This window comes from Streptacidiphilus anmyonensis (genome assembly GCF_000787855.1).
GTDB classification, from domain to species: Bacteria; Actinomycetota; Actinomycetes; order Streptomycetales; family Streptomycetaceae; genus Streptacidiphilus; species Streptacidiphilus anmyonensis.
In genome coordinates, this window is sequence record NZ_BBPQ01000050.1 from 41,254 (window position 1) to 60,238 (window position 18,985).

Annotated in this window: 18 protein-coding genes and 1 pseudogene; 5 read left to right on the forward strand and 14 right to left on the reverse strand. The window is 71.0% G+C overall.

Annotated elements, in window-relative coordinates:
* The 7 genes and pseudogenes from TR50_RS49270 to TR50_RS30705 form a co-directional block, all read right to left on the reverse strand.
* The coding region (locus TR50_RS49270; protein WP_236654653.1) for an NADH-quinone oxidoreductase subunit G at nt 1–1,424 on the reverse strand (1,424 nt) is incomplete at its 3' end.
* A 107-nt stretch (nt 1,425–1,531) separates the two neighbouring features.
* Nucleotides 1,532–2,836 (reverse strand): annotated as a pseudogene (gene nuoF / locus TR50_RS30680) (NADH-quinone oxidoreductase subunit NuoF); the annotation flags it as partial.
* Entirely contained in the window at nt 2,833–3,627 is a 795-nt protein-coding gene (gene nuoE / locus TR50_RS30685) for an NADH-quinone oxidoreductase subunit NuoE (protein WP_042429611.1), read from the reverse strand. The gene nuoE and the pseudogene nuoF, both read right to left, overlap by 4 nt.
* On the reverse strand, nt 3,624–4,976 hold the full coding sequence (locus TR50_RS30690) for an NADH-quinone oxidoreductase subunit D (protein WP_042429614.1): 1,353 nt from the start codon (nt 4,974–4,976) through the stop codon (nt 3,624–3,626). Before TR50_RS30690 ends, nuoE begins: the two co-directional genes overlap by 4 nt.
* The gene (locus tag TR50_RS30695) at nt 4,976–5,695 is read right to left on the reverse strand and encodes an NADH-quinone oxidoreductase subunit C (RefSeq protein WP_042429619.1); all 720 of its coding nucleotides are present in this window, start codon (nt 5,693–5,695) and stop codon (nt 4,976–4,978) included. The genes TR50_RS30690 and TR50_RS30695 overlap by 1 nt, the downstream gene beginning before the upstream one ends.
* On the reverse strand, nt 5,692–6,246 hold the full coding sequence (locus TR50_RS30700; protein WP_042429622.1) for a NuoB/complex I 20 kDa subunit family protein: 555 nt from the start codon (nt 6,244–6,246) through the stop codon (nt 5,692–5,694). The genes TR50_RS30695 and TR50_RS30700 overlap by 4 nt, the downstream gene beginning before the upstream one ends.
* A 15-nt stretch (nt 6,247–6,261) precedes the next feature.
* Nucleotides 6,262–6,621 carry an NADH-quinone oxidoreductase subunit A gene (locus TR50_RS30705; protein WP_042390791.1) on the reverse strand — a complete coding sequence of 120 codons (360 nt, stop codon included), beginning with the start codon at nt 6,619–6,621 and terminating at the stop codon, nt 6,262–6,264.
* 456 nt (nt 6,622–7,077) lie between these two features.
* On the opposite strand from TR50_RS30705, the gene TR50_RS30710 reads away from it, so the two are divergent.
* Nucleotides 7,078–9,051, forward strand: coding sequence for a hypothetical protein (locus tag TR50_RS30710; protein WP_052441546.1), 1,974 nt, complete (start codon nt 7,078–7,080; stop codon nt 9,049–9,051).
* A 33-nt stretch (nt 9,052–9,084) separates the two neighbouring features.
* On the opposite strand, the gene TR50_RS30715 is transcribed toward TR50_RS30710, so the two are convergent.
* On the reverse strand, nt 9,085–10,347 hold the full coding sequence (locus TR50_RS30715; RefSeq protein ID WP_084701251.1) for a putative hexosyltransferase: 1,263 nt from the start codon (nt 10,345–10,347) through the stop codon (nt 9,085–9,087).
* 10 nt (nt 10,348–10,357) lie between these two features.
* Nucleotides 10,358–11,644 carry a geranylgeranyl reductase family protein gene (locus TR50_RS30720; protein ID WP_042429625.1) on the reverse strand — a complete coding sequence of 429 codons (1,287 nt, stop codon included), beginning with the start codon at nt 11,642–11,644 and terminating at the stop codon, nt 10,358–10,360.
* A gap of 110 nt (nt 11,645–11,754) precedes the next feature.
* Between TR50_RS30720 and TR50_RS30725 the strand changes: the two genes are divergently transcribed.
* Nucleotides 11,755–12,162, forward strand: a complete 408-nt coding sequence (locus TR50_RS30725; protein ID WP_042429628.1) for a hypothetical protein — start codon at nt 11,755–11,757, stop codon at nt 12,160–12,162.
* 40 nt (nt 12,163–12,202) lie between these two features.
* Here TR50_RS30725 and TR50_RS30730 read toward each other — a convergent pair whose 3' ends face one another.
* The 4 genes from TR50_RS30730 to TR50_RS30745 all read right to left on the reverse strand — a co-directional run bounded on the left by TR50_RS30730 (nt 12,203) and on the right by TR50_RS30745 (nt 15,612).
* Nucleotides 12,203–12,895 (reverse strand): demethylmenaquinone methyltransferase, encoded by a 693-nt coding sequence (locus TR50_RS30730; RefSeq protein WP_042429630.1) that lies wholly within the window; start codon nt 12,893–12,895, stop codon nt 12,203–12,205.
* A gap of 63 nt (nt 12,896–12,958) precedes the next feature.
* On the reverse strand, nt 12,959–13,366 hold the full coding sequence (locus TR50_RS30735) for an imidazolonepropionase-like domain-containing protein (RefSeq protein ID WP_042429633.1): 408 nt from the start codon (nt 13,364–13,366) through the stop codon (nt 12,959–12,961).
* A gap of 7 nt (nt 13,367–13,373) precedes the next feature.
* Entirely contained in the window at nt 13,374–14,597 is a 1,224-nt protein-coding gene (gene mqnC / locus TR50_RS30740; RefSeq protein ID WP_439654258.1) for a cyclic dehypoxanthinyl futalosine synthase, read from the reverse strand.
* A 145-nt stretch (nt 14,598–14,742) separates the two neighbouring features.
* Nucleotides 14,743–15,612 carry a menaquinone biosynthetic enzyme MqnA/MqnD family protein gene (locus TR50_RS30745; protein ID WP_236654654.1) on the reverse strand — a complete coding sequence of 290 codons (870 nt, stop codon included), beginning with the start codon at nt 15,610–15,612 and terminating at the stop codon, nt 14,743–14,745.
* 267 nt (nt 15,613–15,879) lie between these two features.
* On the opposite strand from TR50_RS30745, the gene TR50_RS30750 reads away from it, so the two are divergent.
* Together TR50_RS30750 and TR50_RS30755 are read left to right on the forward strand one after the other, a co-directional pair.
* Nucleotides 15,880–16,086: a cold-shock protein gene (locus TR50_RS30750; protein ID WP_042374690.1), complete on the forward strand. Its 207-nt coding sequence runs from the start codon at nt 15,880–15,882 to the stop codon at nt 16,084–16,086.
* A 163-nt stretch (nt 16,087–16,249) separates the two neighbouring features.
* The gene (locus tag TR50_RS30755) at nt 16,250–17,608 is read left to right on the forward strand and encodes an MFS transporter (protein ID WP_063775175.1); all 1,359 of its coding nucleotides are present in this window, start codon (nt 16,250–16,252) and stop codon (nt 17,606–17,608) included.
* Nucleotides 17,609–17,671: 63 nt separating this feature from the next.
* Here TR50_RS30755 and thpR read toward each other — a convergent pair whose 3' ends face one another.
* Nucleotides 17,672–18,220, reverse strand: a complete 549-nt coding sequence (gene thpR, locus TR50_RS30760; protein WP_042429637.1) for an RNA 2',3'-cyclic phosphodiesterase — start codon at nt 18,218–18,220, stop codon at nt 17,672–17,674.
* 92 nt (nt 18,221–18,312) lie between these two features.
* Here thpR and TR50_RS30765 point away from each other — a divergent pair, with 92 nt between their 5' ends.
* The gene (locus TR50_RS30765) at nt 18,313–18,894 is read left to right on the forward strand and encodes a GNAT family N-acetyltransferase (protein WP_152648731.1); all 582 of its coding nucleotides are present in this window, start codon (nt 18,313–18,315) and stop codon (nt 18,892–18,894) included.
* Nucleotides 18,895–18,985: the final 91 nt, after the last annotated feature.

Sequence of the window (18,985 nt, forward strand, 5' to 3'; positions counted from 1 at the left end):
CCCTCGGCCAGCGCCTCCAGCCACTCGGCCTCGGTGCCGGGCGCCGCCGGAAGCAGCGTCCCGCCCATCTTGGTCAGGCCCCGCGAGGCCCAGGCCGCCACGGAGAACACCTTCACACCGCGCGTCCGGGCCGCCTTGCGCAGCCGCAGGAAGACGATCGGCGACTCGTCCTCGGGCTCGAAGCCCGCGAGCAGCACCGTCTTCGCGCCCTCCAGCGCCGCGTAGTCGAGCGCCCCGCCCTCGGAGCGGGAGCCGCCGACGCCCTCGCCGTCCAGATCCACGCCGTGGCCGGCGACGGCGGCGGCCAGGAACTCGGCCTCCTCCGTGCTGTGCGGGCGCGCCCGGAAGTCGATGTCGTTGGTGCCGAGCGCGACCCGCGCGAACTTGCTGTACGCGTAGGCGTCCTCGACCGTCGCCCTGCCCCCGACCAGCACGCCCGCACGCTTGCCCGCGAGCCCCTCGGCGGCCTTGGCCAGCGCCTCCGGCCAGGAGGCGGGCTCCAGTTCCCCGGTGTCGGCGTCGCGCACCAGCGGCGTCCTGAGCCGGTCGGGCAGCTGCGCGTAGCGGAACGCGAAGCGGCCCTTGTCGCAGCTCCACTCCTCGTTCACCGCCGGGTCGTCACCGGCCTGACGCCGCATCACCTTGCCGCGCCGGTGGTCGGTCCGGATCGCGCAGCCGCTCGCGCAGTGCTCGCAGACGCTCGCCGAGGAGGTGAGGTCGAACGGCCGGGACCGGAACCGGTAGGCGGCCGAGGTGAGCGCGCCGACCGGGCAGATCTGGATGGTGTTGCCGGAGAAGTACGACCGGAAGTCGTCCCCCGCGCCCGTGCCGACCTGCTGGAGCGCCCCACGCTCCACCAGGTCGATGAACGGGTCTCCGGCGATCTGCTCGCTGAAGCGGGTGCAGCGCGCGCACAGCACGCAGCGCTCCCGGTCCAGCAGCACCTGGGTGCTGATCGGCACCGGCTTCTCGTAGGTGCGCTTCACACCCTCGAAGCGGCTGTCGCTCTGCCCGTGCGAGAGCGCCTGGTTCTGCAGCGGGCACTCGCCGCCCTTGTCGCAGACCGGGCAGTCCAGCGGGTGGTTGATCAGCAGCAGCTCCATCACGCCGCGCTGCGCCTTCTCCGCGACCGGCGAGGTGAGCTGCGACCTCACCACCATGCCGTCGGCGCACTCGATGGTGCAGGAGGCCACCGGCTTGCGCTGGCCCTCCACCTCCACGATGCACTGCCGACAGGCGCCGGCCGGGGCCAGCAGCGGGTGGTCGCAGAAGCGCGGGATCTCCACGCCGATCATCTCGGCGGCGCGGATGACCAGGGTGCCCTTGGGCACCTTCACCTCGACGCCGTCGACGGTGACGGTCAACAGGTCGGCCTGCTCCGGCTGACCTTGGGCCGGCTTCTTCTCCGGGACTGTCGCGGTCACGCCAGCACTCCGTTCTCGCTCGGGTCGAAGTCGCCGTTACGCCCGTCCGGGCCTCGATCACCCGGGGGATCGTCGTCGGGGAGGCGGCCCCTGCGTCCCCTGGTCCCGGCCCAGACCGTCGACGCCGCCGGGTCGAACGGGCAGCGGCGCTCGCGCAGGTGCTGCTCGTACTCGTCGCGGAAGTACTGGAGCGAGGAGAAGATCGGGCTCGCCGCGCCGTCGCCCAGCGCGCAGAAGGACTTGCCGTTGATGTTGTCGGCGATGTCGTTCAGCTTCTCCAGGTCGCCCGGCACGCCCTCGCCCGCCTCGATCCGGCGCAGCAGCTGGACCAGCCAGTAGGTGCCCTCGCGGCAGGGCGTGCACTTGCCGCAGGACTCGTGGGCGTAGAACTCCGTCCACCGGGTCACGGCCCGCACCACGCACGTCGTCTCGTCGAAGACCTGGAGCGCCTTGGTGCCGAGCATCGAGCCGGCCGCGCCGACGCCCTCGTAGTCGAGGGCCACGTCCAGGTGCTTGTCGGTGAACATCGGCGTCGACGAGCCGCCCGGCGTCCAGAACTTGAGCGTGTGGCCCTCGCGCACGCCGCCGCTGACGTCCAGCAGCTGCCGCAGCGTCACGCCGAGCGGCGCCTCGTACTGGCCGGGGTTGGTGACGTGCCCGGAGAGCGAGTACAGCGTGAAGCCGGGGGACTTCTCGCTGCCCATCGAGCGGAACCAGTCCTTGCCCCGATGCAGGATCGCCGGGACCGACGCGATCGACTCGACGTTGTTCACCACCGTCGGGCAGGCGTACAGGCCCGCGACGGCCGGGAACGGCGGCCGCAGGCGCGGCTGGCCGCGGCGGCCCTCCAGGGAGTCGAGCAGCGCCGTCTCCTCGCCGCAGATGTAGGCGCCCGCGCCCGCGTGGACGGTGATGTCCAGGTCGAAGCCGCTGCCGAGCACGTCGCGGCCCAGGTACCCGGCCTCGTACGCCTCCGCGACGGCCGCGTGCAGGCGGCGCAGCACCGGCACGGTCTCGCCGCGCAGGTAGATGAAGGCGTGGCTGCAACGGATCGCCCAACTCGCGATGATCATGCCCTCGATGAGGGAGTGCGGGTTGGCGAAGAGCAGCGGGATGTCCTTGCAGGTGCCCGGCTCGGACTCGTCCGCGTTGACGACGAGGTAGTGCGGCTTGCCGTCGCCCTGCGGGATGAACTGCCACTTCATGCCCGTCGGGAAGCCCGCGCCGCCGCGCCCGCGCAGGCCCGCGTCCTTGACCAGGGCGATGACGTCGTCCGGGTTCATCCGCAGCGCCTCGTGCAGGCCCTTGTAGCCGTCGTGCGCCCGGTAGGTGGCGAGCGTCCAGGGCTTCTCCTCGCCCCAGGTCGCGGAGAGGACCGGGGAGAGCAGCTTCTCCGGGTGCGTCGCGGTCATGCCTGGTCCCCTTCCGCGTCGTTGCCGTCGCTGCCGTCCTGGTCGGTGGTCTCCTGCTGGCGCGGGGAGACGACCTTGGGTCCGCTCGTGCCCGGCAGGCTCTCGCCGTGGGCGAGCCGCAGGCCCGCCAGGGACGGCGCGCCGCCCGCGCCGGACTCGTCCACCGCGCCGGCCCGCTCGTCGGGGAAGCCGGCCAGGATCCGCGCGGTCTGCTTGAAGCCGCACAGCTTCGCGCCGCGCGTCGGCCGCACCTCGGCGCCCGCCCGCAGGTCGTCGACGAGCTGCTTGGCGCTGTCCGGGTCCTGGTTGTCGAAGAACTCCCAGTTGACCATCACCACCGGCGCGTAGTCGCAGGCCGCGTTGCACTCGATGTGCTCCAGCGAGATCGACCCGTCCTCGGTCGTCTCGTTGTTGCCGATCCCGAGGTGCCGTTGCAGCTCGGCGAAGATCTGGTCGCCGCCGAGCACCGCGCACAGCGTGTTGGTGCAGACCCCGACGTGGTACTCGCCCGCCGGACGGCGCCGGTACATGGTGTAGAAGGTCGCGACGGCGGTGACCTCGGCCGTGGTCAGGTCCAACCGCTCGGCGCAGTACCGGATGCCGGTCCGCGAGACGAAGCCCTCCTCGGCCTGCACCAGGTGCAGCAGCGGCAGCAGCGCCGAGCGCGACTGCGGATAGCGGGCGACGATCTCCGCCGCGTCCGCGTCGAGCCGCTCGCGCACCTCGGCCGGGTAGGGCTCGGCCGGAAGCTCCGGCAGGCCCAGACTCACTGCATGATCGGTCGCACTCACCGGTCCACGCCTCCCATCACCGGGTCGATGCCGGCCACCGCGACGATGACGTCCGCGACCTGCCCGCCCTCGCACATCGCGGCCATCGTCTGCAGGTTGGTGAAGCTCGGGTCCCGGAAGTGCACCCGGTACGGCCGGGTGCCGCCGTCGGAGACGACGTGCACGCCGAGCTCGCCCTTCGGGGACTCGACCGCCGCGTAGGCCTGCCCCGCCGGAACCCGGAAGCCCTCCGTCACCAGCTTGAAGTGGTGGATCAGGGCCTCCATGGACTCGCCCATGATGGTGCGGATGTGGTCGAGCGAGTTGCCCAGCCCGTCCGCGCCGAGAGCCAGCTGGGCCGGCCAGGCGATCTTCTTGTCGGCGACCATCACCGGCCCGCCGCCGCCCTTGAGCTGCTCCAGGCACTGCTCGACGATCCGCAGCGACTGCTCCATCTCCCGCAGGCGGATCAGGAACCGCCCGTAGGAGTCGCAGGTGTCGGCGGTCAGCACCTCGAAGTCGTAAGCCTCGTAGCCGCAGTAGGGCTGCGACTTGCGCAGGTCGTGCGGCAGGCCGGTGGCCCGCAGGATCGGCCCGGTCGCGCCGAGCGCCATGCAGCCGGCCAGGTCGAGGTAGCCGACGTCGACCAACCGGGCCTTGAAGACCGGGTTGTCGGTGGCCAGCTTGTCGTACTCGTGCATCCGCGAGCGCAGCAGCTTCACGCCCTCGCGGATCTGGTCCAGCGCGCCGGGGGGAAGGTCCTGCGCCAGCCCGCCGGGGCGGACGTAGGCGTGGTTCATGCGCAGGCCGGTGACCAGCTCGAAGATGTCGAGGATGACCTCGCGGTCGCGGAAGCCGTAGATCATCAGCGTGGTGGAGCCGATCTCCATGCCGCCGGTCGCCAGGGCGACCAGGTGGGAGGTGATCCGGTTCAGCTCCATCATCATCACGCGGATGACGCTCGCCCTCGCCGGCACGTCCTCGGTGATCCCGAGCAGCTTCTCCACCGCCAGGCAGTAGGCGGTCTCGTTGAACAGCGGCGTCAGGTAGTCCATGCGCGTCACGAACGTCGTGCCCTGGACCCAGTTGCGGAACTCGAGGTTCTTCTCGATGCCGGTGTGGAGGTAGCCGATGCCGCAGCGGGCCTCGGTCACCGTCTCGCCGTCGATCTCCAGGATCAGCCGGAGCACGCCGTGGGTGGACGGGTGCTGCGGCCCCATGTTGACGACGATCCGCTCGTCGTCGGCCTTCGCCGCGGCGGTGACGATCTCGTCCCAGTCGCCGCCGGTGACGGTGTAGACGCGACCCTCGGTGGTCTCCCGCTCGGGAGCGGTTCCCGGGGTGCCGGGGGTCGAGGCTTCAGTGCTCATCAGGAGTACGACCTCCGCTGGTCGGGAGCCGGGATCTGCGCGCCCTTGTACTCGACGGGGATGCCGCCGAGCGGGTAGTCCTTGCGCTGCGGGTGGCCCAGCCAGTCGTCCGGCATCATGATCCGCGTCAGCGCCGGGTGGTCGTCGAAGACGATGCCGAAGAAGTCGTACGTCTCGCGCTCGTGCCAGTCGTTGGTCGGGTAGACCGCGACGGTCGAGGGGATGTGCGGATCGTCGTCCGGCGCGGAGCTCTCGACGCGGATCAGCCGGTTGTGGGTGATCGACCGCAGGTGGTAGACCGCGTGCAGTTCGCGCCCGGCGTCGCCCGGGTAGTGCACGCCGCTGACGCCGGTGCACAGTTCGAAGCGGAGCGCCGGGTCGTCGCGCAGCGTCCGCATCGCCTGGACCAGGTGCTCGCGGCGCACGTGGAAGGTGATCTCGTCGCGGTCGACGACGGTCTTCTCGATCGCCGCGTCGGGGCTGACGCCCTGCTCCTCCAGCGCGCCCTCGAACTCGTCGGCCACCTCGTCGAACCACTCACCGCCGTAGGGGCGGGTGCTGGCCGGCGGCAGCGCGATCGGCGTCACCAGGCGGCCGTAGCCGGAGGTGTCCCCGGAACCGCCGTTGGCGGCGTTGCCCGAACCGAACATCCCGTGGCGGACGCCGACGACCTCCAGCTCGGTCTGCCCCTCGCGCGGCACCGGAACGTTCTCGCTCATCGCAGCAGCCCCTTCATCTCGATGGTCGGGACCGCACCCAGCGCCTCCTGCTCCGCCGCCTCCTGGGCGCGGCGCTTGTTGACGCCGAGCTTCTCGTGGCGGATCTGGTCGTGGAGCTTGAGGATGGCGTCCATCAGCATCTCCGGCCGCGGCGGACAGCCGGGCAGGTAGATGTCGACCGGAATGATGTGGTCGACGCCCTGGACGACCGCGTAGTTGTTGAACATCCCGCCGGAGGAGGCGCAGACGCCCATGGAGATGACCCACTTGGGGTTGGCCATCTGGTCGTAGACCTGCCGCACCACCGGGGCCATCTTCTGGCTGACCCGCCCGGCGACGATCATCAGATCCGCCTGCCGCGGCGAGCCGCGGAACACCTCCATGCCGAAGCGCGCCAGGTCGTAGCGGCCGGCGCCGGTCGTCATCATCTCGATGGCGCAGCAGGCCAGCCCGAAGGTCGCCGGGAAGAGCGAGCTCTTACGCACCCATCCCGCGGCCTGCTCGACCGAGGTGAGCAGGAAGCCGCCGGGCAGCTTTTCCTCGATACCCATTTCCGCCCTCTCCCGTCAGTCCCACTCAAGGCCGCCACGACGCCAGACATAGGCGTAGGCGACGAACACGGTGGCGATGAAGAGCACCATCTCGACCAGGCCGAAGATCCCCAGGGCGTCGAAGCTGACGGCCCACGGGTAGAGGAAGACGATCTCGATGTCGAAGACGATGAAGAGCATCGCCGTCAGGTAGTACTTGATGGGGAACCGCCCGCCCCCGGCCGCCTGCGGAGTGGGCTCGATGCCGCACTCGTAGGCGTCGAGCTTGGCCCGGTTGTAGCGCTTCGGGCCGGTCAGCGCGGCCATCACCACGGAGCCGACCGCGAACGCGGCCGCGATGGCGCCAAGTACCAGAATCGGCGCATAAGCGTTCATGCCGAACGACCTCTCCAGGCGTATGTCCAAGCCTGCGGCTGTGATCCCCACATGTGAGGCAGTTCACAAGCTCCCAAGACGGCTGCATCCTATGCCTCTTCGCTTGTGATCTGCGACACGCGGTCACGGACCAAGATTGTGATCTACGCCACCTGACGGATGATCATGAAGCAATGAGAGTGCAAAATCGGACACACTGCGTGTGCTTTCATTCACAAGCCGTTGTAGTGACACGCATCAGCGCAGCTCGGAGGGGGTTGCGCCTATCATCTGCCAGGCTTCCATGGCAAGTTTTGATCCTGGGGCGGACACGTGTTAGTGAACCTCTCCGCCGCAGGGTGACACGTCGCTCCCGGCCTTGACCGCGGCGCCCCCGGCCGCCGTTCACGAGCTTGTCCGTCCGCTGCGCTAATCTCCGCGTGCTTGATCCTCAAACAACTCCCCCGAGGGAGCTTCATGCGCCTGAGACGGACCTCCCTGCTGGCAGCCGCCACCCTGGTGGCTGCGGCATCCGGAGTCGCCCCCGCCTTCGCAGCCGACCCGACACCGGTCCCGCTGCAGATACCCCACTACGCCCACATGCTGGTCGACGGTGCCCACCAGCACCTGTTCATCAGCGAGGGCGTCGGCAACAGCGGCATCCTGGTCACCGACTTCGCCGGCAACCCGGTCACGACCATCGGCAACGAGCCGGGGGCGGAGGGCATGACGCTCTCCCCCGACGGCTCCACCCTCTACGTCGCCCTCACCAACGGCGACGCGGTCTCCGCGATCAGCACCACCACCCTGGCCGAGACCGGCCGCTACAGCCTCGGCGCCGGCAGCGCTCCGCTCAGCGTCGCGTACGCGAGTGGCAAGGTCTGGGTCGGGTACGGCGGATCGGCCAAGGGCCAGATCGGGTCCATCGACCCGAGCACCTCCCCGGCGACGGTCTCCCTGGACCTGGCCGCCAACGCCGAGTGGTACGCGGCCCCGCTGCTCGTCACCTCCCCGGCCGCCCCCGGCACGCTGATCGCGACGGACTCGGCCACCGAACCGCCGTACCTGGAGCGCTACGACGTCGCCTCCGGCACGCCGGTCAAGGCCGTCCGGACGTGGCTGCAGAACTCCGCCACGCCCGACTCCCTGCAGATCACCCCCGACGGCCAGGACCTGGTCATGGCCACCGGGGCCCCGTACTACCACCAGGTCTTCAAGCTCGCCGACCTGTCGGCCGACGGCACCTACACCAGCACGGCCTACCCGAACTCCGTGGCGATCGCCCCGGACGGAGCCGTGGCCGCGGGCAGCAACGCCGCCTACGCCGACGACGTCTACGTCTACGCGCCGCACGGGACCACCCCGCTGCACACCTACGACTTCGGCTACAGCTCGCCGACCCTCGCGGCCGACGGGCTGGCCTGGGCGCCCGACGAGAGCCGCCTGTTCGCCGTCGCCGTCGACACGTACGGGAACAACCCGACGCTCCACGTGCTGCTGGCCCCCGAGGCGACCGGCACCACGCTGACCCTGACCGGCCCCGCCACCGACACCCGCGCCCAGCAGCTCACGCTGACGGGCAAGCTGAGCTCGGCGGGCACGGTCCCGGCCGGAACGCACCTGACGGTCACCCGCACCGACGCCGCCCACCCGGGCGGCACCCCGCTGGCCGACGCCGTGGTCGGCGCGGACGGCTCCTACACCGTTACGGACAGCCCGCAGACCGGCGGCGCGAACACCTACGCGGTCTCCTTCCCGGGCACCGCCAAGCTGCTCGCCTCCAGCGCCACGACGACCGTCCAGGTCTCCCGGGCCGCCACCGCGGTCTCCATCACCACCAGCGGCACCGGCACCTTCAACTACGGCGCGACGACCACCGTCACCGCGCACCTGGGCACCACGTACAACGGGCGCACGGTGACCATCTGGGAGAAGGCCGGCAACAACGGGACGAAGGTGCTGAAGACCGGCACCGTGGACGCGAACGGCAACCTGGTCGCGTCCGCGAAGCTCGCCTACAACACCACGTTCACGGTCTCCTTCGCCGGTGACTACCGCTACGCGCCCGCCTCGGCGAGCAAGCGGGTCTACACCCACACCGCCGTCGCCGAGGCCCAGTCCGGCTACTACGCGTCCGGCACCACCGCGGGCGTCCCGGTGAAGTACTTCCACCACACCGGCCACCCGACGCTGACCGCCACGGTCACGCCGAACAAGGCCGGCGAGTGCGGACGCTTCCAGCTGCAGGAGTACTACTCCGGCGCCTGGCACGTCCTGTCGACCAGCGGCTGCTTCGCGCTCTCCGCGTCCAGCAGCGTGGCCGGGGTGGTCAACCTCGGCTCGAACAGCACCAACCACCTGTTCCGCTACGCGGCCGAGTTCGTCAACGGCACCGACAACACCAACCTCGCCACCTGGGGCGCCTGGCAGTACTTCTACGTGAAGTCCTGACCCGCGTGACGTCCTGCCCCGGCGGAGCGCCGGTTACGGCACCCCGAGGTTGAAGATCGCGTAACCGCCGTACCAGCCCGAGAGCGCGCCCAGGATCAGCAGCAGCACCACTGCCTGGGCGCGACTCAACCGCTTCAGGGCCAGCGCCAACGGAACGGCGAGCGGGAAGAGCGGCATCACGAAGCGGCTGATGGTGCCGAACATCTGCTGGCTGAGAACGATCATCGCCAGCGTGCCGAGCGTGTAGACGACCAGCACCGCCGGCGGGCGCAGACGCAGCAGGAGCAGCACCAGCACCGGCAGGCACATCAGCACCGCCAGCCCCACCAGATCCTCGGTCGGGTAGGGGAAGAGGTAGTCGTACCGCCCCAGCAGCAGGCCCTGGACCGACTTGAAGGCGTTCTGGCCCCAGTCGAACGAGTGCGCCCACGCCCGCTGCTGCAAGGTGAAGTAGCCGCTGAAGTCGTGCAGTTCCAGGCCGACCCAGGTCATGTACCCGAGCAGGCCCAGCGGCGCCGAGGCCACCGCGAACAGCGGCCCGGCGAAGCCGCCGGGACGCGCCCGGTACAGCGCGACCAGCGCCGCCACCACCACGCCCGCGATCAGCGTCGCCGCCGACGGCCGGGTCAGGCCCGTCAGCAACGTCAACACGCCCGCCAGATACCAGCGGCGGCGCACCACCGCGTAGCAGGCCCACACCGCGAGCGCCGTGAACAGCGCCTCCGAGTAGACCGACCACTGCACCGACGAGGCCGGGAACACCGCCCACAGCCCCGCCGCCAGCACGCCGGCGCGACGGCTGCGGGTGACCGCCTCCGTCAGCGCGTAGATCCCGGCCGCGGCCACGAACGAGCCCACGACCGAGACGAGCATGCCCGCCCCGTACAGGCCGAGCCCCGTCACCTCGCTCACCAGCCGGATCGCGCCCGGGTACAGCGGGAAGAAGGCGACGGAGTTCTGCTCCATCGTGAACGGCCCGAGCGGCGCCATCGGCGTCAGCGCCGGGTGGTAGCCGTGCGCGGCGACGTCCTCGTACCACCAGCCGTCCCACGAGCCCAGCACGTCCCACGGCTTGGCGCCGCCGCCGTAGCGCGGGGTGTTCGTCCGGTAGGTGCCCGAGTACGCCAGCAGCCGCAGGAAGACCGCCAGGCCGACCAGCTTGACCACGCCGTACAGGCCCAGCGCCGGGCCGAACCGCACCCCTGCCGCGCGCAACCCCCGCACCGCCGCATCCCGGCGGCCGCGCGGCGGCGCCTCCGGGAACTCCTCCGTGACGGTGATGTCCTCGACACTCATGCTGATCGGATCACGCCTTCGGAGCGACCTTGGCCAGACCGTTGATGATCCGGTCCATGGCGTCGCCGCCCTGCGGGTCGGTCAGGTTGGCCAGCAGCTTCAGCACGAACTTCATCAGCACCGGGTGCGTCAGCCCGTGCTGCGCGGCCATCCGCATCACCAGCGGGTTGCCAATCGCCTTCACGAAACCGCGCCCCAGCGAGTAGTAGCCGCCGTAGACGTCCTTCAGGATCCGCGGGTAGGCCTCCAGCGCGCGCTCACGCGCCTCGTCCGTGGTCCGGGCCAGCGCCTGGACGACGACGCCCGCCGCGATCTGGCCCGACTCCATCGCGTACGCGATGCCCTCGCCGTTGAACGGGTTGACCATCCCGCCCGCGTCGCCGACCAGCAGGAAGCCGCGGCTGTAGTGCGGCTGCCGGTTGAACGCCATCGGCAGCGCCGCGCCGCGGATCGGCTCGGTCATGTGCTCCGGCGTGTAACCCCACTCCTCGGGCATGCCGGCGCACCAGACCTTGAGCAGCTCGCGGTAGTCGATGTCCTTGAACGCCTTGGTGGTGTTGAGCAGGCCGAGGCCCACGTTGCTGGTGCCGTCGCCCATGCCGAAGATCCAGCCGTAGCCCGGCAGCAGCTTGTCCTGACCACCGCGGCGGTCCCACAGCTCCAGCCAGGACTCCAGGTAGTCGTCGTCGGAGCGCGGCGAGGTGAAGTACGTCCGGTACGCGACACCCATCGGCCGGTCCTCACGCCGGTGCAGGCCGAGCGCGAGCGAGAGACGGGTGGAGTTGCCGTCGGCGGCCACGACGAGCGGGGCGCGGAAGGTGACTTCCTTCTTCTCCCCCTCGTCCTCGAGCTTCGCGGTCACACCGATCACACGGCCGGTGCGCTCGTCCAGCAGCGGGCCGGTGACGTTGCAGCCCTCGTGCAGCTTCGCGCCGGCCTTCTCGGCCTGGCGGGCCAGCAGCTCGTCGAAGTCGGCGCGCTTGCGCACCAGACCGTAGTCGGGGAACGCCGCCAGCTCCGGCCAGTCCAGCTCCAGCCTGACGCCGCCGCCGATGATCCGCAGACCCTTGTTGTGCAGCCAGCCGTTCTCCTCGGACACGTCGATGCCCATGTCGACCAGCTGCTTGACGGCACGCGGGGTCAGGCCGTCGCCGCACACCTTCTCACGCGGGAAGCGGGACTTCTCCAGCAGCAGCACCTCCAGGCCGGACCGGGCCAGGTGGTACGCCGTCGCCGAACCCGCAGGCCCCGCACCGACGACGATCACGTCCGCGTGGGCCTCGGTCGTCTCGCTCACAGACTCGTCTCCTCGCTCGGGTTTGGGTGCACACGGCTGCTGTGAGTCTAGACAGCGCCGCCGCGGACAGCGACGACCCGGGCTGCGGACAGCGCCTACCATCTGACCCCATGCACATGGGAGTGATCGGCCACGAGGACCTGAGCGACATCACGGAGATGCTCGTCCGCGGCGAACTGTGGCGCATCGTCACCGACTGCCCGAGCCACAACCTGGTCGGGGTCACCCCGCTGCGACCAGGGCCGGAGACCTGGTTCGCGCAGGCGGTGGTCGACCACGGCGGGGGCCTGGAGATCCTCGGCGCCACCGCCCACGCCCTGCGCGCCGAGGCCCGCGCCGTGCACCGGCTCGGCCCCGGAACCCCGCTCGTCCCCGCCCTGCTCGGCATGGTCGAGGAACTGGTGGCGGTCTGGGACGGCGAGCCCGGCACGGACGTCGCCGAAGCGGTCGCCGAGGCCGAGCGGCTCGGCCTCTACGTCCACCGGGTCTGGCCCGAGGGCTCGCAGCGGCTGCCCTAAGGCTTGGCCCCTGGGGCTTGGGTCTCTAGGGCTTGGGTCTCTAGGGCTTGGTCCCGCGGTGCAGCGCGACGACACCGCCGGTGAGGTTGCGCCAGGCCACGTTCCGCCAACCCGCCCGCTGAAGCCGCGCCGCCAGCGCCGGCTGGTCCGGCCAGGCGCGGATGGAGTCGGCGAGGTAGACGTACGCCTCCGGGTTGGAGCTGACCGCGGTCGCCACCGGCGGCAGCGCCCGCATCAGGTACTCGGTGTAGACGGTGCGGAACGGCGCCCACGTCGGGTGCGAGAACTCGCAGATCACCACCCGCCCGCCCGGCTTGGTGACGCGCAGCATCTCGCGCAGCGCCGCGTCGGTCTCCTGCACGTTGCGCAGGCCGAAGGAGATCGTCACCGCGTCGAAGACCCCGTCGGCGAACGGCAGTCGGGTCGCGTCCCCGGCCGTCAGCGGGAGCTCCGGGTGGCGGCGCTTGCCCTCACGCAGCATGCCGAGCGAGAAGTCGCACGGGACGACCCGCGCGCCCGCCGCCGCGAACGGCAGCGAGGAGGTGGCGGTGCCGGCGGCGAGGTCCAGCACCCGCTGGCCCGGTCGCGCGTCCACGGCCCGTGCGACGGCGCGACGCCACAGACGGGCCTGGCCCATCGAGAGAACGTCGTTGGTGAGGTCGTACTTCGCCGCGACGTCGTCGAACATCGAGGCGACCTCGTGCGGCTGCTTGTCCAGGGTGGCTCGGGTCACGCGGCCATTCTCCTCGTCGTCGGGCTCAAGGTCGTCGGGCTCAAGGTCGTCGGGCTCACGGGACTACGTACGGCGGTGCACGAGGCGGCCGGCCAGGACCGTGGCCAGACACGCGCCGTCGGGCGCGAAGACAGCGAAGTCCGCCCGGGAACCCGCCGCCAGCGGCGCGGGCGTCCCGACCGACAGCCCCACCCGCGCCGCCGCGGGCCCGAGAGCCGGATCGTCGTCGAACGCGCCGGACGCCACCGCCGTGACCCCGCGCAGCAGCAGCGCGTGCACCCGCTCACGCGGGCTCGGCGCCTGCGGCAGGACGCTCTCCCACCCCGCTCCGCGGCGGAGTTCACCCGGCCATTCGCGCACACGCGCGCCGGGGTACCCGGCACGCAGCGCGTCGACGTCCGCCACGGCGGCGATGCGGTCGCCCTCGACGGCGACCGCGTCGCGGTTCGTGCCGGTGTGGATCGTCAGCATCGGCCCGTCAGTCGTTCAGCAGCTTCAGCTCGGGGTGCGCGGTGCCGCCCTCGATCGCGGTCGAGGCGATGTGCGAGAAGACGTGGTCGTCCACCGGGTCGTTCGCCGGGTCGTCGTGGACGACCAGGTGCTCGTAGGTGGTCGCGCGCTGCGCGGGGACGCGGCCGGCCGAGCGGATCAGCTGGATCAGCTCCATCCGGTTCGAGCGGTGCTTGGCGCCGGCCGAGGAGACCACGTTCTCCTCCAGCATCACCGAGCCGAGGTCGTCCGCACCGTAGTGCAGCGACAGCTGGCCCATCTCCTTGCCGACGGTCAGCCAGGAACCCTGGATGTGCGCGACGTTGTCGAGGAAGAGGCGCGCCACCGCGATCAGCCGCAGGTACTCGAAGAGCGTCGCCTGGGTGCGGCCCTTCAGGTGGTTGTTCTCCGGCTGGTACGTGTAGGGGATGAACGCGCGGAAGCCGCCGGTGCGGTCCTGCACGTCACGGATCATGCGCAGGTGCTCGATCCGCTCCGCGTTGGTCTCGCCGGTGCCCATCAGCATGGTGGACGTGGACTCGACGCCCAGGTTGTGCGCGAGCTCCATGATCTCCAGCCAGCGCTCGCCGGACTCCTTCAGCGGCGCGATCACCTTGCGCGGCCGCTCCGGCAGCAACTCCGCTCCCGCGCCCGCGAAGGAGTCGAGGCCGGCGGCGTGGATCCGCTTGATCGCCTCCTCGGCGGAGACGCCGGAGATGCGCGACATGTGGTCCACCTCGGAGGCCCCGAGCGAGTGGATGACCAGCTGCGGGAAGTCCTTCTTGATGGCGGAGAAGGCGCGCTCGTAGTACTCGACGCCGTAGTCCGGGTGGTGCCCGCCCTGGAACATGATCTGGGTGCCGCCGAGCTCGACCGTCTCCGCGCAGCGGCGCAGGATCTCGTCGAGGTCGCGCGACCAGCCCTTCTCGGTGTCCTTGGGCGCGGCGTAGAACGCGCAGAACTTGCACGCCGTCACACAGACGTTGGTGTAGTTGATGTTGCGTTCGATGATGTACGTCGCGATGTGCTCCGTACCCGCGTAGCGGCGGCGGCGCGCGGCGTCGGCTGCCCGGCCGAGCGCGTGCAGCGGCGCGTGCCGGTACAGCTCCAGCGCCTCCTCGGCGCTGATACGCCCCCCGGCCGCGGCACGGTCGAGGACGGCCTGGATGGCGTCCTTGGGAGCCTGTGCAGTCTGCGAAGACTTGGCGTCCAGGGACGGGGTCGAGGAATCAGCAGCCAGCGAAGTCACCTCGTCAGACTACGCCAGCGCCTCCCGGCCGCCGGGAGGGACCCGGTGCGTCGTCGGATCCGTCCGGACCTCCGACGACGCGACGGGGACGCGGCGGCGACGCGGCGGGTCAGCCGCCGCCGCCGAGCAGCCTCACCTCGTCCGTGGCGGCGCCGATGCGTACGGCGAACTCGCGCATGCCCAACAGCTGCCGGTCGCCGAAGGAGAAGTCGAGCGCGTCGGTGTAGTAGCGGCGCAGCGTCTCCGCGTCGAACGCCTCCCAGCGCGCGGTCTGCTCGCAGACCTTGTCGATCTCCTCCATGGAGAGGTCGCGCGAGGCGAGGAAGGAGCGGTGCACCTCGTGCACGGTCTCCGGCTCGCGGGCGAGGAAGTCGCGGCGCACGGCGAAGGGGGCGAAGACGAACGGCAGCCCCGTCCAGTCCTTCCACATCGCGCCCAGGTCGTGCACGTTCAGCCCGAGACGCGGCGCCTCGTGCAGCGAGGCGCGCAGCGCGGCGTCGCCGATCAGCACGGCGGCCTCCGCCTCCTGCATCATCGCGCCGAGGTCCGGCGGGCAGGTGTAGTACTCGGGCGTCACGCCGTAGCGATCGGCCAGCAGCAGCTGCGCGAGCCGGACGGAGGTCCTGCTGGTGGAGCCGAGCGCGACACGGCGCCCGTCGAGCTCCTCGAGCGGCAGCTCGCTGACGATCACGCAGGACTGCACCGGCCCGTCGCTGCCGACGGCGATGTCCGGCAGCAGGGTGAGCTGATCGGCGTGGCGCAGGTACTCGACGCAGGAGATCGGTCCGATGTCGAGGCGCCCGGCCACCAGGGCCTCGCTGAGCCGGTCCGGGTTGTCCTTGGTCAGGTCCAGGTCGACGAGACTCCCCGTCCGACCCAGGCCCCAGTAGAGCGGCAGGCAGTTCAGGAACTGGATGTGTCCGACCCGCGGCCGCCGGTGCTGGGCGTGATGACCGGGCCGCTGATGTTGAGATGCCACGTTGTCCACCTGATGAACAGTAGACCTGCGCATCGATCATCCCTGGCCGGGGGCGGGGGTGCGTGCTAGGGTTTTCCGCAGTTGCAGTTTGATTTCCCATGCAGTACTGGAGCCTGCGGAGCACATGTGACCGCGGGCTTCTGTGGTTTTCAGGGCTTTTGCAGAGAAGTAGAAGTAGCTGAAGGCACGGCACGGCGGGGTTATCAGCGCAGCGGACCGGACGCCACGGGGTGTGGTGTCCTTTACGTCCCTCGCAAGGAGAACGGTATGGCGACCGGAACCGTCAAGTGGTTCAACGCCGAGAAGGGCTTCGGGTTCATCGCCCAGGACGGCGGCGGCCCGGATGTCTTCGTCCACTACACGGCCATCAACTCGTCGGGCTTCCGCTCGCTCGAGGAGAACCAGGCTGTTGAGTTCGACGTCACCCAGGGCCCGAAGGGCCCGCAGGCCGAGAACGTGAGCCCGCTGTCCTAAGTCGCGCTGCGCCTTAGTACCACCAAGAGGGTCCGTCCCGCACATCCGTGCGGGGCGGGCCCTCTGCCTTTGCCCGCCCTTGCCTGCCTTTGGCTGCCTCTGCGCGCCCTTGCTTGCCTTTCCTGCCTTTGCTTTCCTGTGGTTATACGTATAACTTCGACGTATGGGCTACCTCTCCGTGCTGCGCGCCCCCGTCGTGCTCCGCCTCCTCAGCGGCACCCTCCTCGGCCGCCTCCCGGCCGGAATGACCGTCGTGGCCATCGCCCTCGCGCTGCACACCGCCGGCGCCTCCTACGCCCAGATCGGCCTCACCAGCGCCGCCTACGCGGTCAGCGCCGCCGTCGGCGGTCCCTTCCTCGGCCGCACCGTCGACCGCCTCGGGCAACCCCGCGTCCTGCTCGCCTCCGCCGCCGTCGCCGCGACCGGCTACGTGCTGCTGGCCCTCAGCCCCGGCTCGGCGGCCGTCGCCCTCGCGGGCGCGGCCCTGGCGGGCGCGTTCATGCCGCCGCTGGAGCCCTGCCTGCGCGCCCTGTGGCCGGACATCGTCGCCGAGGAGCAGCTGGAGACCGCCTACGCGCTCGACTCCGCCTCCCAGCAGGTCCTCTACGTCGCCGGCCCGCTGCTGGTCGCGGGCATCGCCGCGCTCGGCTCCGCCCGCGACGCCCTGTGGCTCGCCGCCGGGCTCGGCCTGGTCGGCACCCTCGTCGTCGCCACCTCCGGCCCCGCCCGGGCATGGCGACCGGCCCCGCACCCCGCCGTTCCGGGGGACTCGCAGGACGCCGGGGACGCGGGAGCGACCGGACGGCACCACTGGCTGGGCCCGCTGCGCTCGCCGGGCCTCGTACTGCTCCTGCTGGCCTTCGCCGGGACGGGGTGGTCGGTCGGCGGACAGAACATCCTTTTCGTCGCGTACGCCCAGGAGCACCACGGCATCCCCGGCGGAGCCGGGCTGCTCCTCGCGCTGGCCGCCCTCTCCGGCCTGCTCGGCGCCCTCGCCTACGGCGCGGTCCGCTGGAAGGCTCCCACCGCCACCCGCACCTGGGCGATGGCCGCCGGCATGGCCGTGTGCTACCTCCCGCTGCTGGCCGTCCCCGGCCCCCTCGGCATGAGCGGAGCGGCCGCGCTCTCCGGCCTCGGCCTCGCCCCGCTGCTGGCCGCGGCCTTCGTCCTGATCGCGGAGCTGGCCCCCGCCGGAACGACGACCGAGGCCTTCGCCTGGCTCGTCACCGTCTTCTCCACCGGCAACGCCCTCGGCTCCGCCGCCTCCGGCGCGATCGTGGGCAGCTCGATGCGAGCCGCAGCGCTGGTCGCCTGCGCGGGCATCGCCTGCGGTGCGGTGCTGCTGGTCGTGTGCCGCGGAAGGCTGCGCCCGCCGACGGTCGAGGCCGTGGGGACCGTGGGGGCCGTCGTGGGGGCCGATTCTGGCTCTGCCGGTGTCGCCGCTGGTGGTGTCGGCGCTGGTGGCGTCGGCATCGGTGCCGGCATCGGTGCCGTGCGGGAAGACGCTCCCACGACGGCATAGGGCCGCCCGGCTGGACCGGGTTGACCGGGTTGACCGGGTTGACCGGGTTGACCGCCGGGAAGATCAGCCGGTCAGCTCCCACTCCCCCACGGTTTCGTAGTGCGCGGGGCCGGTGCCGAGGTGGCTGCGCATGAGACGGAGGGCGCTCGCGGTCCACTCCGTGCCCTCGAACTCCGACAGCGCCCCGGCGAAGGGCTTGAGATCCGCACCCGCCGAGCCGCTGCGGGCGAGGGTGAGATGACCGCGGAACGGGCGTTCGTCCACCGCGATCCCGCTGTGCCGGGCGGCAGCGGCCGCGCTCTCGGCCAGACGGCGCAGAGCCTGCGTGTCGCCCCTGACACCCGCCCACAGCACCCGGTCGCCGAAGCGCCCGCCACCGGCGATCCGCAGGATGTGCGCGGGATGCCGGTGGGCGACGCGCTCCAGCCGGGGTTCCAGCTTGGGCAGATCCGCCTCGTCCACCTGGCCGAGGAACGCCAGCGTCAGATGCCAGCCCTGCGTGCCCGTCCAACGCAGACCTCTGGCGCCCGGCTGTTCACGCAGCGGCCGGACGGCCGCGTCCAGTTCCCGCAGTGCCGACTCCGGCGGGACGACGGCGAGGAAGAGTCTCATGTGGGAAGTCTGCCTCGACCTCGTTCCGCATCGGAAAGTGCGTCTGCTCGAACAGCCACCGGCCAGAAGCCTGTTGGGCTACAAACATTCGTATGACGAATGCGAATCCGACCAAGGCGGATGTGCTGTCACCACGCCTGCGCCTACGCCTGGCCACCCCGGAGGACACGTCACGGGTACTCGCCGTCATGGACGGGATCATGGAATGGCTCGTCGGTCTCGGCCGGACCGCGCAGTGGGGCACTGAACCCTGGTCCACGAGCGAGGCTCTGGCCGCCCGGGTCCTGGGACGGATCGAACGGCGCGAACTGCGCGTCGCTGTCACCCCGGAGGACGAGATCGCGGGCATCGTCTCCGTCGCGCGGGAGGCCTCCGACTACGTGCGGCCTCCCGAGGAGCCGGAGCTGTTCATCAACCTGCTGGCCACCTCGCGCCGCTTCAAGGGCCACGACGTCGGCGGTCTCCTCATCGCCGAGGCCAAGGCCGAGGCGGCGCGGCTGGGGCTCGGGCTGCTGCGGGTCGACTGCTTCGCCGGGGACGACGGACGGCTCAAGGACTGGTACGTCAGTCAGGGGTTCACGGAGGTCGAACCGTTCGTCGTGAAGCGGGAGGGCCGGCCGGACTGGCCGGGCATGCTGCTCGCGATGCGCGTCGAGTCCCCGGACGCCGTGTAGGCGTGGGTGTGGGCCGCTCCCCGGGTGGGGTGGGGAGCGGCTGGGGTGGGGCGGTTGGGTGGGTTGTGGTGGTCAGTGGGGGTGGCGGGTG

Excerpts from the sequence above, each read along its gene's own strand:
- TR50_RS30725 (WP_042429628.1), top strand. The coding sequence starts at position 11,755 with ATGCACATGGGAGTGATCGGCCACGAGGACCTGAGCGACATCACGGAG.
- TR50_RS30700 (WP_042429622.1), bottom strand. The coding sequence starts at position 6,246 with ATGGGTATCGAGGAAAAGCTGCCCGGCGGCTTCCTGCTCACCTCGGTC.
- TR50_RS30755 (WP_063775175.1), top strand. The coding sequence starts at position 16,250 with ATGGGCTACCTCTCCGTGCTGCGCGCCCCCGTCGTGCTCCGCCTCCTC.
- TR50_RS30690 (WP_042429614.1), bottom strand. The coding sequence starts at position 4,976 with ATGAGCACTGAAGCCTCGACCCCCGGCACCCCGGGAACCGCTCCCGAG.
- TR50_RS30710 (WP_052441546.1), top strand. The coding sequence starts at position 7,078 with ATGCGCCTGAGACGGACCTCCCTGCTGGCAGCCGCCACCCTGGTGGCT.
- TR50_RS30765 (WP_152648731.1), top strand. The coding sequence starts at position 18,313 with ATGACGAATGCGAATCCGACCAAGGCGGATGTGCTGTCACCACGCCTG.
- TR50_RS30735 (WP_042429633.1), bottom strand. The coding sequence starts at position 13,366 with ATGCTGACGATCCACACCGGCACGAACCGCGACGCGGTCGCCGTCGAG.
- thpR (WP_042429637.1), bottom strand. The coding sequence starts at position 18,220 with ATGAGACTCTTCCTCGCCGTCGTCCCGCCGGAGTCGGCACTGCGGGAA.
- TR50_RS30695 (WP_042429619.1), bottom strand. The coding sequence starts at position 5,695 with ATGAGCGAGAACGTTCCGGTGCCGCGCGAGGGGCAGACCGAGCTGGAG.
- TR50_RS30705 (WP_042390791.1), bottom strand. The coding sequence starts at position 6,621 with ATGAACGCTTATGCGCCGATTCTGGTACTTGGCGCCATCGCGGCCGCG.
- TR50_RS30750 (WP_042374690.1), top strand. The coding sequence starts at position 15,880 with ATGGCGACCGGAACCGTCAAGTGGTTCAACGCCGAGAAGGGCTTCGGG.
- TR50_RS30715 (WP_084701251.1), bottom strand. The coding sequence starts at position 10,347 with ATGAGTGTCGAGGACATCACCGTCACGGAGGAGTTCCCGGAGGCGCCG.